The organism is Pontibacterium granulatum (genome assembly GCF_029961155.1).
In the GTDB taxonomy this organism is placed as follows: domain Bacteria; phylum Pseudomonadota; class Gammaproteobacteria; order Pseudomonadales; family Balneatricaceae; genus Pontibacterium; species Pontibacterium granulatum.
Genome location: NZ_JASBRH010000009.1, coordinates 117,083 through 131,989, shown reverse-complemented (window position 1 = coordinate 131,989; position 14,907 = coordinate 117,083). Strand labels below are relative to the sequence as shown.

Here is a 14,907-nt window from a genome sequence, read left to right as displayed (position 1 = left end):
TACTGTCTCTACAGATTAAGCGTGTAATTCTACGAACAAAAGATGACGTATGTTAGGAAGGAGCGAATAAGTCCTGTGAGTGCTCTGCAAGTCCTTAAGCCTGTAGATGCACGGCGCAGTTTGCAGTTAATGGCCGTCGTCCTTAACAAAAACTGCAACACAGCAGGTGCAGGCTTAAGGGCTTGCCCTTCGGGGCTTACGGGACGATCCACACTCGGTGTCAGCGCTTTTTGCACAGTTTCAACATTACTGCAAAGCGCTTCCTTGATTGTGAACCGTCCCGAAAGCCAGAGTGCCTACAGGACTTGTTCGTTCCTTCCTTAAACCGCGAGGCGTTCGACGATCGTGGTCTCTTCCGGTGGCGCCTGAGTGGCCTGGCCAAAATTCGCGTTGTAGTGGGCGATTACCTCACCGGCAACGGAGACGGCGATCTCGGCCGGCAGTTTGCCTTTCACTTCCGGGATACCCATCGGGCAGGTCATACGTTCGATTTGCTCGTCGTTAAATCCCTTGGCTTTCAGCCGGTGTTCGAACTTCTTACGTTTAGTGTTTGAGCCGATAAGACCGTAGTAGGTGAAATCGTTACGTTTCAGAATCGCTTCGGTCAGTTCCTGGTCCAACTGGTGGTTGTGGGTCATGACGATGAAGTAGCTGTTGGCAGGCAGTTCATCCACTTCGTCCACCGGGTACTCGTTCACGACTTTGGTCACACCGTCTGGGATATGCTCGGGAAACTCAGCTTCCCGGGAATCGATCCAGCGTACCTTGCACGGCAGGCTGGCCAGGATTGGGATGATGGCGCGGGCAACGTGGCCTGCACCAAATAAAGCGATCTGGATGGTGCTGGTGCCCAGGGGTTCGAACAGCAGGGTGGTGGCCCCACCGCAGCACTGACCCAGGCTGGCACCGAGCGAGAAGCGTTCCAGTCGAGGTTGGCTTTCGCCTTCCTCCAGCATCTGGCGGGCGATTTTGATCGCCTTGTATTCCAGATGACCGCCACCGATGGTGTCAAACTGCCTGTCCTGGCTGATAACCATTTTGGCGCCCGCATTACGCGGGGTGGAACCCCGTTCGTCCACGACGGTAATCATCACGGCCGGGGTGCCATCTGCTTCCAGTGAGGTCAGGGCTTTGATCCATTCAGTGTTCATGTTTCGCTCCCGTTATTATCTTTATTATGGGTCTTTATAAGAGACCTGCAGGCAGGCCCCTTAAAGCTCAGGTTGTTAGATCGTCTCGGTGGACGTCGCTTTAGCTTCAGTTTTGCTCTGCTGCTTCAGCGTTTCGATCGCCCACAGCACCCGTTCAGGGGTTGCCGGTGCATCGATCGCAGGGCTGATGCGGTAGTCGCTCACGCTCGCAATCGCATCCTTGATCGCACAGAAAACAGAGATACCCAGCATAAACGGCGGTTCACCCACGGCTTTGGAGTGGAACACGGTGTCTTCTGCGTTCTTGCGGTTCTCAACCAGACGGGTGTTGAACTTCACCGGCATATCGGAGATCGCCGGGATCTTGTAGCTGGCAGGACCGGAGGTCATCAGGCGACCTTTGTCGTTCCAGACCAGTTCCTCGGAAGTCAGCCAACCCGCACCCTGTACGAAGGCACCTTCCACCTGGCCGATATCGATGGCCGGGTTCAGGGATGCACCCACGTCGTGCAGGATGTCGGCCTGCAGGATCTTGTACTCACCGGTCAGCGTATCCACGATCACCTCGGAGCAAGCCGCACCGTAGGCGTAGTAGTAGAACGGACGGCCACGGGCGTTGTCGCGATCGTAGTAGATCTTCGGCGTACGGTAGAAACCGGTGCTCGACAGGGAGATCTGGTTGAAGTACGCCAGTTCGATAAACTCGGCGAACGGTAGGATCTCGTCACGGATCAGCACGTAGTTGTTCTGGAAACGCACATCCTCTTCGGTCACCTGGTAGTGACGCGCTGCAAACTCCACCAGACGCTGCTTGATGGTACGCGCCGCGTTCTGTGCCGCCTTACCGTTCAGGTCAGCACCGGAGGATGCTGCTGTTGGTGAGGTGTTTGGCACCTTGTCGGTGTCGGTTGCGGTGATGTGGATGGTATCGAAGTCCACCTGGAACTCTTCCGCCACGATCTGCGCGACCTTGGTGTTCAGACCCTGACCCATCTCGGTACCACCGTGGTTCAGATGGATGCTGCCATCGGTGTAGATGTGGACCAGTGCACCGGCCTGGTTCAGGAAGGTTGCGGTAAAGGAGATACCGAACTTCACCGGCGTCAGGGCCAGACCTTTTTTCAGGATCGGGCTGCTGGCGTTAAAGGCACGGATCTCTTCGCGGCGCTTGCGGTATTCGCTGCTCTCTTCCAGATCGGCGATCATATCCGGCAGGGCGTTGTCCTCAACCTTCTGGTAGTAGTGGGTCGTATCGCGACCTTCACCGCCGTAGAGGTTGGTTTTACGCACATCCAGAGGGTCTTTACCCAACTGACGGGCGATATCGTCTAGAATGATCTCCGGCATGATCAGACCCTGCGGGCCACCAAAACCACGGTATGCGGTGTTGGATACCTTGTGAGTCTTACAGCGGTAACCGGTTACGGTGGCATCACCCAGGTAGTAGCCGTTGTCGCTGTGGAACATGGCACGGTCAACGATGGAGTTGGACAGGTCAGGGGAGTAACCACAGTCACCTGCCAGTTTCACTTCGTAACCGTTGATGCGACCTTCATCGTCAAAGCCGACTTCGTACTGGTTGAAGAATGGGTGACGCTTACCGGTCATCACCATGTCTTCCATACGTGGCAGACGCATCTTGGTTGGACGGCCGGTGTGGTGAGCAACTACAGCTGCGATACACGCAGGGCCTGCAGCCTGAGTCTCTTTACCACCGAAGCCACCACCCATGCGGCGCATATCGATCTGGATTTTGTTGAAGGAGACACCCAGTACTTCGGCAACCAGCTTCTGAACCTCAGTAGGGTTCTGGCTGGAGGTGTACACGATCATGCCGCCGTCTTCGGTTGGGATCACGGAGGAGATCTGGGTTTCCAGGTAGAAGTGCTCCTGACCACCGATGTGTACGGCGCCGGTTACTTTGTGCGGTGCGGTAGCCAGTGCTTCGGAGGAATCGCCACGTTTGTGGGTGTGCGGCTCGCTCACGTAGTGTTCTTTCGCCAGCGCTTCTTCCACATCCAGGATTGGTGTCAGGTCTTCGTATTCGATGACCGCAGCCATCGCCGCTTTACGTGCGGTTTCGTGATCGTTTGCGGCTACGGCAACGACCGGCTGGCCGTAGAACTCAACCACGTCGTCTGCCAGCAGTGGATCACCCGGCAGTACAGCACCGATATCCAGCTGACCCGGTACGTCTTTCGCGGTGATCGCAATCGCCACACCCGGGAAGTCGTAACATGGGGTGGTATCGATCTTGGTGATACGAGCGTGGGCACGGTCGGACAGACGCGCATAAACGTGCAGCTGGTTCGGGAATTCCAGACGGTCGTCCACATACACCGCTTCACCAGAGACCTGTTTGGCTGCACTTTCATGTTTTACGCTGCGGCCAACACCGGTGGTGAGGTCGTTCTTGGCCTCTGCCAGCATCTCGTCGTAAGATTTTTTATTCTTGTGATGGTTAGACATAATCTGAAACCCGTGTTGTTACTTCAGTAGCTTCAAGTTCGACAAAATAGCGGGTCAGCAGGTTGGCTGCTGCCAGCGAGCGGTACTCCTTGGAGGCGCGGAAGTCAGACAGTGGTGTAAAGTCCAGCGCCAGCGCTTCTTTGGCTCGCTCGATTGTCTCTTTGTTCCAGGCTGCGCCTTTCAGAATCGCTTCACAGTGGCTGGCGCGCTTAGGAATCGCAGCCATACCACCGAAGGCGATACGGGCATCTTCAATGCGGCCGTCGTTGATGCGCAGGTTGAAACAACCCAGTACCGCAGAAATGTCATCATCAATACGTTTAGACACCTTGTAGCTGCGGAATTCTTCGCCTGCCTGGGCACGCGGTACGATCACTTTCTCGATAAATTCGCCCGGCTGCTGCGCGGTGACTTTGTAATCGATGAAGTAGTCTTCCAGCGGGAAGGTGCGGGTCTCGTCGCCATCACGCAGCACAACCAGTGCATTCAGTGCGATCAGGGCCGGTGGGGAGTCACCAATCGGGGAGGCGTTGCCGATGTTGCCACCCAGGGTGCCCTGGTTACGGATCTGCAGGGATGCAAAGCGGTGCAGCAGTGCGCCGAAATCCGGGAACTCGTCGGTCAGTGCGTTGTAGCAGCTGGTGAGGGATGCGGCAGCACCCAGCTCGATACGGTCTTCAAAGACTTCGATCTGCTTCATCTCGGCGATGTCGCCGACGTAGATCAGCTGCTCGATATCGCGGTGGAACTGGGTCACTTCCAACGCCAGGTCGGTACCACCGGCCACCAGTTTTGCGGTTGGGTTCGCTTTGTACAGCGTTGCCAGTTCGCCCACTGTGCGTGGGTTAAAGGCGTATTTGCTGCCATCGGTGATCTCTGGCTGAGCGTCCTGCTGCAGAGCGCGCAGGCGGGCAACAGTCTGCTCTTTGGCGCGATCGAACTGGTCTGGCGTCTTGTCTTCATACATCTGCTCAGTGGCATCGATGATCGGACGGTAACCGGTGCAACGGCACAGGTTGCCTGCCAGCGCTTCGTGAATATCTTCGTGGCTTGGGTGGCTGTTGTTTTTGCCCAGGGCAAACATGGACATCACAAAACCCGGAGTACAGAAGCCACACTGGGAACCGTGGCAATCCACCATCGCCTGCTGGGCAGGGTGAAGCTTGCTGCCCTCTTTCAGGTCTTCAACGGTGATCAGTTGTTTGCCATCCAGGGCAGAGATAAAGGTCAGGCAAGAGTTGATACTGCGGTAACGGATCTCGTCGCCATCTAGTTCACCGATAACAACAGTACATGCTCCACAGTCACCTGAGGCACATCCTTCCTTTGTTCCGGTTTTTGCTGCATAACCGCGCAGGTAGTTCAGGACCGTCATATTGGGGTCGATACTCTGTTCTTCACGCAGCTCTTGATTGAGTAAGAACCTGATCAAGGCGGGCCTCCTTTTTTTGTATTTTTTATTTGGTGCGAATTGTATACATGCATTAAAGGAAAAGCTGACTTTTAAGTCAATAAAAATTGTCCTGCAGGTCAGGAAATTATAGATGTGAATTTTTCATATTGTGGGAAGTTTTTCGGGCTTGTGGCTGAAGTTGCGGATTTATAAGGAGTTATTGTGGTTGACTGGCCGACCGTATACCGGTGGCTGGTCGAGTCGATTGAGGCGGGATTTAGGAGGTTTCTCCCGTTTTTAAGGTGATAGGGGGAGTGATCTGGCACCTGCGTGTTGTGTACAACTTCGCCTCAACACAGACATTTCGGCTGGATTGCAGAGAAAGACTCGGGGTGAAATGCAATCGAGAGAGCCCAAACTCTGCTTGATTGTATGTGCCTGGTATGGACTAGAGTGGCGACCACGGAAGCCGTTTGCCTTTAACCGATCTTTTCCCCTTCATGGATGCCCGTAAAGAACCCACAAAGCGGTTATATCGGCCTCAACGGGTGACTCTAAAGCGTGCAGTCGCGCTCGGTAAGCCCCCGTCAGCGCAGCGTTTTTACTTTGCCGTATGATCCGGTTAAGGTAGGCACTTGCTGCCTGGCAGTGGGCTGCTTGCGTTGCGATTTTCGTCCTGGCAGATACCTGCTTTCAGAGCCCTCATATCGGAATTTTATACAGAAGTGTGTTAACGGAACTTGTGGTGAAACACGCTTCTCGTGACATTTGGAGTAAACACCATGAAATTCTCTACCTTTGCCAAAGCGGCAGCTTTGGCCGCAGGCGTGATCTGTGCCAACGTTCAGGCAGAACAGACGTACATCGCAACTACCGCGATTGTCGAGCATCCGGCACTGGATTCCGTGCGCGCGGGTATCAAGGACAGCCTGATTGAAAATGGCTACAACGACGAGAATATGAAATTCACCTTTGAAAGTGCCCAGGGTAACCCGGCAACAGCGGCCCAGATTGCGCGCAAGATGGTGGGTGATTCTCCGGATCTGATCGTGGCTATCACCACGCCGTCTGCCCAGGCTGCGGTTTCTGCCACCAAGGATATCCCGGTTATCTTCTCGGTAGTGACCGATCCGCTGGGCGCCAAGCTGGTCAGCAACATCGAACAGCCGGGCGGTAACGTTTCCGGTCTGTCCGATATGCTGCCGCTGGCGCAGCAGCTGGAACTGCTGCAGGAGATCATGCCCAACCTGAAATCCCTGGGGGTACCGTACAACCCGGGCGAGCCAAACGCGGTATCCACCGTTGAGGCGCTGAAGGTAATCGCAAAGGAGAAGGGGATCGAGATCATTGAAGCGCCGGCACCCAAGTCTTCCGACGTGGCCCTGGCCAGCCAGAAGCTGATCGGTTCCGCCGATGCCATCTTCTGCCCGACCGACAACACCATTATCTCCGCGCTGGAAGCCGTGGTTAAAACCGGTATCGATGGCCAGATCCCGGTTTTCGCCGCTGATACCGATTCGGTTGACCGTGGTGCCATTGCTGCCTTGGGCTTCAACTACTACGACCTGGGCAAGCAGACCGGTGAATTGGTGCTGCGTGTGCTGAAGGGGGAAAAAGCGGGCGACATCCCGGTGAAGTTCGCTGAAGGTACCGACCTGGCGATCAACCCTAAAATGGCTGCGCGCATGGGTATCGAAATCCCTGCCAGCGTAACCGCGCGCGCGACTCGAATCGTCGAGTAACACGCCTGATTCAGAGATAATCCCCACGATGTCATTATTTTCATTCTTGGGCACCCTGGAGATCGGCCTGATATTCGGGCTGGTCGCTATGGGGGTCTACCTGACCTTCCGGGTGCTGGATTTTCCTGACCTTACGGTAGATGGCAGCTTTACCCTGGGTGCTGCTGTTGCCGCGACCCTGATTGTCAGTGGCTTTAATGCCTACGCGGCGACCTTTGCCGGTTGTCTTGCGGGCGCAGCAGCCGGTGTGGTTACCGCCTGGTTGAACCTGCGCTTCAACATTCTCCACCTGTTGGCGAGTATCCTGACCATGACGGCGCTATACACCATTAACCTCAGGGTGATGGGTAAGCCGAACCTGGCGCTGATCAGCGACCCGACGGTACTGACGCCGTTTGAAGGCCTCGGCCTGGCGAACATGTACCTCAAACCGATCTTTGTCGGCGTGTGGGTGATCGCTGTTGGCGTGCTTCTGGCGCTGTTCCTCAAGACCCAGTACGGTCTGGCGATGCGCGCCGTAGGCGCCAACAAACGTATGGCGCAGGCCAACGGCATCGTGATCAAGGAGAAGGTCTATGTCGGCCTGGCGCTGTCCAACGGTCTGGTGGCCCTGGCCGGTGCCCTGTTCGCCCAGACCAACGGTTTTGCCGATTCCACAATGGGAATAGGGACAATTGTTGTCGGTTTGGCAGCGGTTATCGTCGGCGAAACCCTGCTCAGCAGCCGTAAAATGATGATGATCATCTTCAGCTGCATCATCGGTTCCATCCTCTACCGTATTGCGGTCGGTTTCGCCCTGAATGCCGACTTCCTTGGCTTCAACGCCTCTGACCTGAACCTGATCACCGCGCTGCTGGTGGGGCTGGCCCTGGTGCTGCCTCACCTGCGTAAGGAGTGGAAGGCCAAGCAAGCGGCGCTCAAGGCTAACGGAGGTGATGCATGATCCGTTGTGAGCAACTCAAGGTGACTTTTAACGCCGGCCTGCCCACGGAAAAGAAAGCCCTGCGTGGTATCGATCTGGAGATCCCCGAAGGTGAATTCGTTACCGTGATCGGCTCCAACGGTGCAGGTAAATCCACGCTACTGAACGCCGTTGCTGGGGACATTCCCGTCAGTGGCGGGCGTATTCTGTTTGGTGACAGGGATGTGACCCGGGTTCCTGCCACCGGCCGTACTCGGGAGGTGGCGCGGGTATTTCAGGATCCACTGGCCGGAACCTGCGGCAGCATGACCGTCGAAGAGAACATGGCCCTGGCCTATGGCCGAGGCTCGCGCGGTAACCTCACATTCGCCCTGAATGACAAGCTGCGCAAGATCTTCCGTGAGCAGCTCAGTCGCCTCAACCTGGGCCTGGAAAACCGCCTTGATGCGGAGATGGGCCTGCTGTCCGGTGGTCAGCGTCAGTCGGTCAGCCTGCTGATGGCGGCCCTGCAACCGAGCAGTATCCTGCTGTTGGACGAGCATACGGCTGCGCTTGACCCGAAAACCGCCGCCCTGATCATGGACATCAGTGCGCAGATCATCGCCGAGAAACAACTCACGGTGATGATGGTCACCCACTCCATGCGCCAGGCACTGGATTTCGGCAGCCGCACCCTGATGCTGCACGAAGGCAAGATCGTGTTCGACCTAAAAGGGGAGGACCGCAGCAACTACGAAGTCAGCGACCTGCTTAACCTGTTCGCCAAAGCACGCGGCAGCGACGAGGCGCTGGACGACGACAAGCTGCTGCTGGGAAGCTGATCCGTTTTCAGTCTCTACGACAAAGCCCCGAACATTCGGGGCTTTTTTCTTACCGGTGGCAGGATTTACTTTTGCAGTGAGCTGAGTGGCTTGAGAATACCAAACAGCTTCGATGGCACTTCGGTTCCGGGTCTCAGCTGGAAACGCGGGTAGGCCGGTTTGATTGTTTGCTCCGTTCCCCAAGCTGGCGCAGGCAGGTCAGGGCGGTCAGCGGCTTGCTCGAAGCCGTCTTTGTCACATCCCATCACCGCAAACTCAGCCACCGACATGTACGTTGTTTTGGCCGTTAGCGGCCGACCACTTGTCTTAACCTGCCAACAGCCGATTTGCGATCTATAGTTCGAGGTCTTTCAATGCCCAGTACGGTACCAGCAGGTGGTGTTGGATCAGCTCTACCGCGCGCTCTTTGTTTCGGTCCAGCAGGGCGTCGATCATCTCCTGATGCTCTTTCTGGTTGGCATCAAAGACGGTGTTATCCAGCATGTTGTGCTTCAGCCACAGATTGCGGTAGCGGGACGCTTTCTCGTACAGGGAGCGGCGTACATGTAGCAGAGTGGGTGACGCACAGCCAGATGCGATCGCGGTATGGAACGCCTGGTGGATCACTTCCCAGCGCTGGATATCATCCGGGTTGTTCTCATCCAGCAGCGCAGCGGATTTCTTCAACTGGTGGGCTGCGGCCAGAATGCCTGCTTCCCAGGCATCATCACCTAGCTCTACCGCCTGACTTACGCATAAGCCCTCGATCTGAGCGCGGGTGTGGTAGATGTCCTTCATCTCTTCGGCGGAGATGGGGTGCACGGTAAAACCGCGTTGATTCTCCACAATCACCAGTTGCTCGACCAGCAGCTGCGAAAGCGCTTCGCGCAGCGGGCTCACGCCAACTTGGTAGCGCTCTTTTAGGCGCGCCATCTTCAGTTTTTCACCGGGCTTAAAGTAGCCGGTCAGAATGTCCTGCTTTAACTGCCCCAGTACCTGAGTGGCAAAGTTGTCGCTGCTCCGTGTGGTTGGGGTGATTGTTGCTTCTGTCATCATCCGATCTGTGACCTGTCCGAGTTGCGACATAGTGTAAGGGAAGATGGCATAAGATTTAAATAACGTTGAATCAATATAACGTTGACACAAGTTAAAAATGACGACATTATTTGCTGCATAGGATCTGGCAGTGCCTTTTTGTGCTTTGTTTTCTGTGTTCAGGCTGTATATGCAGAAGTAATGAGTGCGATGGCAGGGTGCGGAAGATTGGCTCCGTTTCCTGTGTAGGACGCCAGATCCAACACGACAAGCACGGCAGCTGGTTTGAGATGCCTCGGGCGTTTCAGTTTTAATCACCCTCATACCCTTGGTTAGTAAGCACGATGATTTACGATTACCTGATTATTGGCGGCGGCATTGTAGGCGTTTCCACCGCATGGCAGTTGAAGCAGCGCCACCCGGAAAAATCCGTTCTGCTGGTGGAGAAAGAGGCGGTATACGCCAAGCACCAGACTGGCCACAACAGCGGCGTAATCCACGCAGGTGTTTACTACGCACCGGGCAGCCTGAAGGCGCAGTTCTGTAAAGAGGGTGTGGCTGCGACCATCAAGTTCTGTGAAGAGAACAACATCAAATACGAACAGTGCGGCAAGCTGCTGGTAGCGACTAACAAGCTGGAGCACGAACGTATGCTGGCGCTGTACGAGCGTTGCCAGACCAACGGTATCAGCGTTGAACTGATCGACCAGGAAAAGCTGAACGAGCTGGAGCCGGATATCGTGGGCACCGGTGCGATCAAGGTTCACGATACCGGTATCGTTGATTACCAGCAGGTGACCACGGCGATGGCAGGTCGCTTCGAAGAGCTGGGCGGCGAGACGCGCCTGAACACCGAAGTCGTTAACCTGAGCGAAGACGAAAACAGCGTAACCGCTGACGTGATGCGCAACGGCAAGTTCGAGCAGATCCAGGCGCGTTTCCTGATTACCTGCTCCGGCCTAATGGCCGACCGCACCACCAAGATGCTGGGTATCGAAACCGACTTCCAGATCGTACCGTTCCGTGGCGAGTACTACCGTCTGGGCCCTGAGCACAACCAGATTGTAAAACACCTGATCTACCCAATCCCTGATCCTGAGCTTCCATTCCTGGGCGTTCACCTGACCCGAATGATCGATGGAAGTGTGACTGTTGGCCCGAATGCGGTGCAGGGCTGGAAGCGTGAAGGTTACGGCCGTATCAACATCAGCTTGACGGATATTTGGGACATGGTGACCTTCTCCGGTTTCTGGAAAGTGTTGAAAGCCAACCTGAAAGTGGGCCTGATCGAAACCAAGAACTCCTGGTGGAAGCCGGGTTACCTGAAAACCGTACAGAAGTATTGCCCGAAACTGAAACTGGAAGACCTGCAGCCATACCCGGCGGGTATCCGTGCACAGGCGGTTATGAAAGACGGCAGCCTGGTACATGACTTCCTGTTTGCGGAAAGTGCGCGCAGCTTGCACGTATGTAACGCGCCTTCTCCGGCGGCAACGTCCTCCATTCCGATTGGTGGTTACATCTGCGACAAGCTGGCTGAGAAGCTGGAAGGTTAATTGTTAATTGAACTCGCATTGTTGGAGTTTTTGAGGGAGCCGATTGGCTCCCTTTTTTTGTTTAGAGGAATCGTAAATCATTTTGTAGGGTGGCCTTCAGGCTACCGGCAGCGTAAACGCTGCCCTACAGGGTATCGGATATATTTTGGTGTTGGTCGCCCATAAAAAAGCCGCCTGAATCAGGCGGCAAGAGCATTTCACGAAGAGGGTAGAAACAACCCCGCGACTGATAATCCGGAGCCGCGCTGCACTGAGAAGGGGATCGATGCAGCGCGTTAAAAGACCTACATGTCAGTCAGCATGCAGGTCTTTGGGTGATGCGAGTGACTGCTTGTTAGAAAGTACGGGATACCGTCAGCAGCAGGGTTTCATCGTTGCGGAACGCACCGGTGTTGGTTTCGTCTGCGTCTGCTACGTCGTTAAACAGATACGCAGCGGACAGATCCAGCCCCGCAGCGGAGCCGGAGATACCGATGGAGTAATCTTCGTAGTCATCGATATCCGTGGAACCCCAGTAGTCACCGAAGGAGTGGCCCGCGTGCAGGTCCAGGCTGATCGCGTCAGTCAGGGCGTAGCTGTAATCCAGTGCTACGTAGCTGGCTGATTCGCTGCTGTTGCCATAGTCGTTGGTATAACCCAGTGTCAGGCCCAGATCGCCGTAGTACAGGCCCGCCATGATCTCTGCGTAATCGATATCTCCCGCGTCATAACCCGGGTAGGTGTAGTAGTTGAAGGAAACGTCGTAAGAGAAGTCGTCGTTGATATCGTTGCCGTAACCAATGTAGTAATCCACTTCCAGGTTGGCGTCTTCACCAGCGCCGAAATCCAGGTTGCTGCCCCAGATGCCAGCGTAAACGCCGTTGTCGAACGCTACATCCAGGCTGCCCTGAATCGCTGCATCACCGGCGGTTTGGGAGATACCACGAAAACGGTAGTCGTTAGTGAAAGATACTGTGCCGGAGACTTCTGCTGCCTGTGCTGTGCCCATTGCAACCGCCAGGGCGAGACCGGTTAAAACCTTTTTCATCTCGAATCCTTATTGTTATTCATTAGTGAGGATTCAATTTTTATGAAGGAGGGCGGTTACTTTATATACCGTTGAGTAGGTATACCCTGGGGGGTAGGGAAAAGGTGCATTCTAAAGCCATGCATAGGGTGAGGTTGTACTACCTACTCGGGTGTATATAAAGCCGGGTTGGCATTTGCGTAGACTCCTGTTAATCGCAGTTTTTAGCAGGAGAATATTAATAATGAAAACCTACAGCGAGTGGCAGGCCCTGAGCGAATCACTGACATTTAACGGTCAGGCCTTTATCAACGGCCAGTTCCAACCTGCAGTCAGTGGTGAGACCTTTCCATCTATCAACCCTACCACTGAACAACTGCTGACCGATGTTGCCAGCTGTGATGCAGCGGATGTAAATATTGCAGTCGCCAATGCCCGTGAAGTGTTTAAGTCCGGTGTATGGTCCGAAATGCATCCGCGTCAGCGCAAGCAGATCATCCTGAAATGGGCCGATCTGATCGAACAGCACAAAGACGAGTTTGCCGTACTGGATACCCTGGATATGGGTAAGTCGATCAGCGAGATGGTAAACATCGACGTACCGGATGCAATCGATTGCTTCCGCTGGACCGCTGAGTGCATCGACAAGGTGTACGGTGAAATCGCACCGACCGGTAACGATACCCTGGCAATGATCCATCACGAGCCTGTTGGTGTTGTAGGTGCGATTACCCCTTGGAACTACCCGCTGCTGATGGTGAGCTGGAAGATTGCGCCGGCGTTGGCGGCAGGTAACTGTGTGGTTCTGAAACCGTCTGAAAAAGCGCCACTGAGCGCACTGCGTCTGGCGGAGCTGGCTATTGAAGCGGGTATGCCGGCGGGCGTACTGAACGTACTGCCGGGCTTTGGTCACACCGCTGGTAAAGCGCTGGCGCTGCATATGGACGTAAACGTGCTGGCATTCACCGGTTCGACCCGTGTGGCAGGTATGCTGATGGCTTACGCAGGCGAGTCCAACATGAAGCGTGTTTGGCTGGAAGCGGGCGGTAAATCACCTAATCTGGTCTTCGCTGATGCGGATATCAAGAAAGCTGCAGCCGGTGCAGCGAGCGCAATCTTTGCCAACCAAGGTGAGGTATGTATCGCGTGCTCCCGTCTGTACGTAGAGAAGAGCATCAAAGAAGAGTTTGTTGCGGCCCTGATTGAAGAAGCTGCACGTTTCCGCACCGGTGATCCGCTGGATCCGGCAACCACTATGGGTCCAATGGTGGATGGTACTCAGCTGGCTACCGTTGAGCGTTACGTACGTTCCGCCCAGGAAGAGGGTGGTAATGTGCTGGTGGGTGGCCTGCCTGAGTACGAAGAGGGTAAAGGTTTCTTCGCCAAGCCAACCATCATCGATAACGCACACAACGGCATGACCTTTGTGAAAGAGGAGATCTTTGGTCCGGTACTGGCGGTATGTGAGTTCGAAACCGAAGAGGAAGCGATCGAGCTGGCGAACGACTCTATTTACGGTTTGGGTGCAGCTGTTTGGACGCAGAACCTGTCCCGTGCACACCGTGTGAGCCGCAAGATCGAATCCGGCATGGTGTGGGTGAACACCTGGGGTGAAGGCGATACGACTGTGCCGTTTGGTGGTGTGAAGGCGTCCGGTAATGGCCGTGATAAATCCCTACACGCCCTGGAGAAGTACACGGACATCAAGAACGTGCTGATCCGTTTGTAATTCCTTGTTGGTACGCCGCCCGGTGCTAGGCCGGGCAATTCTGTCTTAACCGCTCGCTGAGCGGTTTTTTTTGGCCGGGGACGGGGTCGATTGGGTCAGGGATCGTCGTTTTATGCCTTTGGAGGCTAAGAGTAATAAAGATGAATTGAGGTGGTTCTGCAAACTGCTTCACCGGTCAAGGGGTACTTCAATACCTACTCCGGGGGATAGAGGTGTTGCTGATGGTTGTAGTTTCCTAATGAAAACGGCACGGAGAACAGAATAATGAGACTGGGTGTTCTGATTACAGGAAATACCACCGGCACCTTGCGACAGACCTACGGCGGTTTTGAAGACATGTTCGCCGGGCTTTTCAGCAGCGCTGGATGCTCTTTTCGTTACCGTTGTTATGAAGTGCTGCGGGGTTGTTTTCCTGAAGACGCAAGCGATTGTGACGCCTGGTTGATCACAGGGTCACCAAGCAGTGTGTATGAAAACCTACCTTGGATGCAGCGACTGCAGACTTTGATTCTTACCATTGTTGAGCAACAGCAGCCATTGATCGGCATCTGTTTTGGTCACCAGATTATCGCTGTTGCACTAGGCGGTCGGGTTGAAAAATCCTCCGAGGGTTGGGGATTGGGGCTGCATACCTATCAGGTTGAATCAGGCGTTGTATCCGAGCTGGATGGACGGGCGGAACTGAATATCAATGCCATGCACGAAGATCAGGTGGTGGTCCGGCCTTCCACGGCGAAGGTTTTTGCGTCCTCTTCCTTTTGCCCTAATGCGGGGCTGATATACGGCGAGAACGTCATCACATTTCAGGCGCATCCAGAATTTCGTTGTGATTACACCAAAGCCCAAATGCTGGGTCTGCGCGGGAAGGTCTTTCCCGCAGAACAGGTGGATCAGATTCTGGCTGTGCGTGACCATTCAGACGTTAAACCCGATGCCGGGTTGATCGCCCGTTGGTTGTGCGCACGTATAACCGCCGAATAATCGCTTAATGTAACGCATCTGGAATAGAGGGGCGCGTTTGAGCTTAAGCATCAGTCAGACTGATTTCTGCATTAAATATATGTATTTCACATGCTGAAAAGGGCGCTGCATAGTGGTGATCAA

General features: G+C 54.8%; 12 protein-coding genes. 6 read left to right on the top strand and 6 right to left on the bottom strand.

Translation table 11 applies throughout. The features are described from left to right. Nucleotides 1-320: 320 nt before the first annotated feature. From xdhC to xdhA, 3 genes are all read right to left on the bottom strand, one after another. Complete coding sequence (gene xdhC / locus QKW35_RS10820; protein WP_282353019.1) at nt 321-1,151, bottom strand: xanthine dehydrogenase accessory protein XdhC; 831 nt, start codon at nt 1,149-1,151, stop codon at nt 321-323. A gap of 75 nt (nt 1,152-1,226) precedes the next feature. Continuing rightward, a complete protein-coding gene (gene xdhB, locus QKW35_RS10815) occupies nt 1,227-3,620 on the bottom strand; it encodes a xanthine dehydrogenase molybdopterin binding subunit (protein WP_282353018.1) in 2,394 nt (797 codons plus the stop codon). Then, nucleotides 3,613-5,052: a xanthine dehydrogenase small subunit gene (gene xdhA / locus QKW35_RS10810; RefSeq protein ID WP_282353017.1), complete on the bottom strand. Its 1,440-nt coding sequence runs from the start codon at nt 5,050-5,052 to the stop codon at nt 3,613-3,615. Before xdhA ends, xdhB begins: the two co-directional genes overlap by 8 nt. Before the next feature lie 743 nt (nt 5,053-5,795). Between xdhA and QKW35_RS10805 the strand changes: the two genes are divergently transcribed. From QKW35_RS10805 to QKW35_RS10795, 3 genes are read left to right on the top strand one after another with little or no spacing between them, the layout of a single operon-like run. Further along, the gene (locus QKW35_RS10805; protein ID WP_282353016.1) at nt 5,796-6,755 is read left to right on the top strand and encodes an ABC transporter substrate-binding protein; all 960 of its coding nucleotides are present in this window, start codon (nt 5,796-5,798) and stop codon (nt 6,753-6,755) included. Nucleotides 6,756-6,783: 28 nt separating this feature from the next. After that, nucleotides 6,784-7,698 (top strand): ABC transporter permease, encoded by a 915-nt coding sequence (locus QKW35_RS10800; protein WP_282353015.1) that lies wholly within the window; start codon nt 6,784-6,786, stop codon nt 7,696-7,698. Next, complete coding sequence (locus QKW35_RS10795) at nt 7,695-8,498, top strand: ABC transporter ATP-binding protein (RefSeq protein WP_282353014.1); 804 nt, start codon at nt 7,695-7,697, stop codon at nt 8,496-8,498. The genes QKW35_RS10800 and QKW35_RS10795 overlap by 4 nt, the downstream gene beginning before the upstream one ends. Nucleotides 8,499-8,563: 65 nt before the next feature. Here the strand turns inward: QKW35_RS10795 and QKW35_RS10790 are convergent, their stop codons facing one another. Next, nucleotides 8,564-8,761 (bottom strand): hypothetical protein, encoded by a 198-nt coding sequence (locus tag QKW35_RS10790; protein ID WP_282353012.1) that lies wholly within the window; start codon nt 8,759-8,761, stop codon nt 8,564-8,566. Nucleotides 8,762-8,831: 70 nt separating this feature from the next. Next, entirely contained in the window at nt 8,832-9,533 is a 702-nt protein-coding gene (gene csiR, locus QKW35_RS10785) for a DNA-binding transcriptional regulator CsiR (protein WP_282353011.1), read from the bottom strand. 323 nt (nt 9,534-9,856) lie between these two features. Here csiR and lhgO point away from each other — a divergent pair, with 323 nt between their 5' ends. Continuing rightward, a complete protein-coding gene (gene lhgO / locus QKW35_RS10780; RefSeq protein WP_282353009.1) occupies nt 9,857-11,068 on the top strand; it encodes an L-2-hydroxyglutarate oxidase in 1,212 nt (403 codons plus the stop codon). A gap of 334 nt (nt 11,069-11,402) precedes the next feature. Here lhgO and QKW35_RS10775 read toward each other — a convergent pair whose 3' ends face one another. Continuing rightward, complete coding sequence (locus tag QKW35_RS10775; RefSeq protein ID WP_282353008.1) at nt 11,403-12,095, bottom strand: TorF family putative porin; 693 nt, start codon at nt 12,093-12,095, stop codon at nt 11,403-11,405. A gap of 223 nt (nt 12,096-12,318) precedes the next feature. Here QKW35_RS10775 and QKW35_RS10770 point away from each other — a divergent pair, with 223 nt between their 5' ends. Together QKW35_RS10770 and QKW35_RS10765 are read left to right on the top strand one after the other, a co-directional pair. Then, a complete protein-coding gene (locus QKW35_RS10770; RefSeq protein WP_282353007.1) occupies nt 12,319-13,803 on the top strand; it encodes an aldehyde dehydrogenase in 1,485 nt (494 codons plus the stop codon). A 264-nt stretch (nt 13,804-14,067) separates the two neighbouring features. Continuing rightward, nucleotides 14,068-14,784, top strand: coding sequence for a glutamine amidotransferase-related protein (locus tag QKW35_RS10765; protein WP_282353005.1), 717 nt, complete (start codon nt 14,068-14,070; stop codon nt 14,782-14,784). Nucleotides 14,785-14,907 lie beyond the last annotated feature (123 nt).

Bases quoted from the DNA above. Each gene is read 5' to 3' on its own strand.
- xdhC (WP_282353019.1), bottom strand. From the start codon at position 1,151: ATGAACACTGAATGGATCAAAGCCCTGACCTCACTGGAAGCAGATGGC.
- xdhB (WP_282353018.1), bottom strand. From the start codon at position 3,620: ATGTCTAACCATCACAAGAATAAAAAATCTTACGACGAGATGCTGGCA.
- QKW35_RS10805 (WP_282353016.1), top strand. From the start codon at position 5,796: ATGAAATTCTCTACCTTTGCCAAAGCGGCAGCTTTGGCCGCAGGCGTG.
- QKW35_RS10800 (WP_282353015.1), top strand. From the start codon at position 6,784: ATGTCATTATTTTCATTCTTGGGCACCCTGGAGATCGGCCTGATATTC.
- QKW35_RS10795 (WP_282353014.1), top strand. From the start codon at position 7,695: ATGATCCGTTGTGAGCAACTCAAGGTGACTTTTAACGCCGGCCTGCCC.
- csiR (WP_282353011.1), bottom strand. From the start codon at position 9,533: ATGATGACAGAAGCAACAATCACCCCAACCACACGGAGCAGCGACAAC.
- lhgO (WP_282353009.1), top strand. From the start codon at position 9,857: ATGATTTACGATTACCTGATTATTGGCGGCGGCATTGTAGGCGTTTCC.
- QKW35_RS10775 (WP_282353008.1), bottom strand. From the start codon at position 12,095: ATGAAAAAGGTTTTAACCGGTCTCGCCCTGGCGGTTGCAATGGGCACA.
- QKW35_RS10770 (WP_282353007.1), top strand. From the start codon at position 12,319: ATGAAAACCTACAGCGAGTGGCAGGCCCTGAGCGAATCACTGACATTT.
- QKW35_RS10765 (WP_282353005.1), top strand. From the start codon at position 14,068: ATGAGACTGGGTGTTCTGATTACAGGAAATACCACCGGCACCTTGCGA.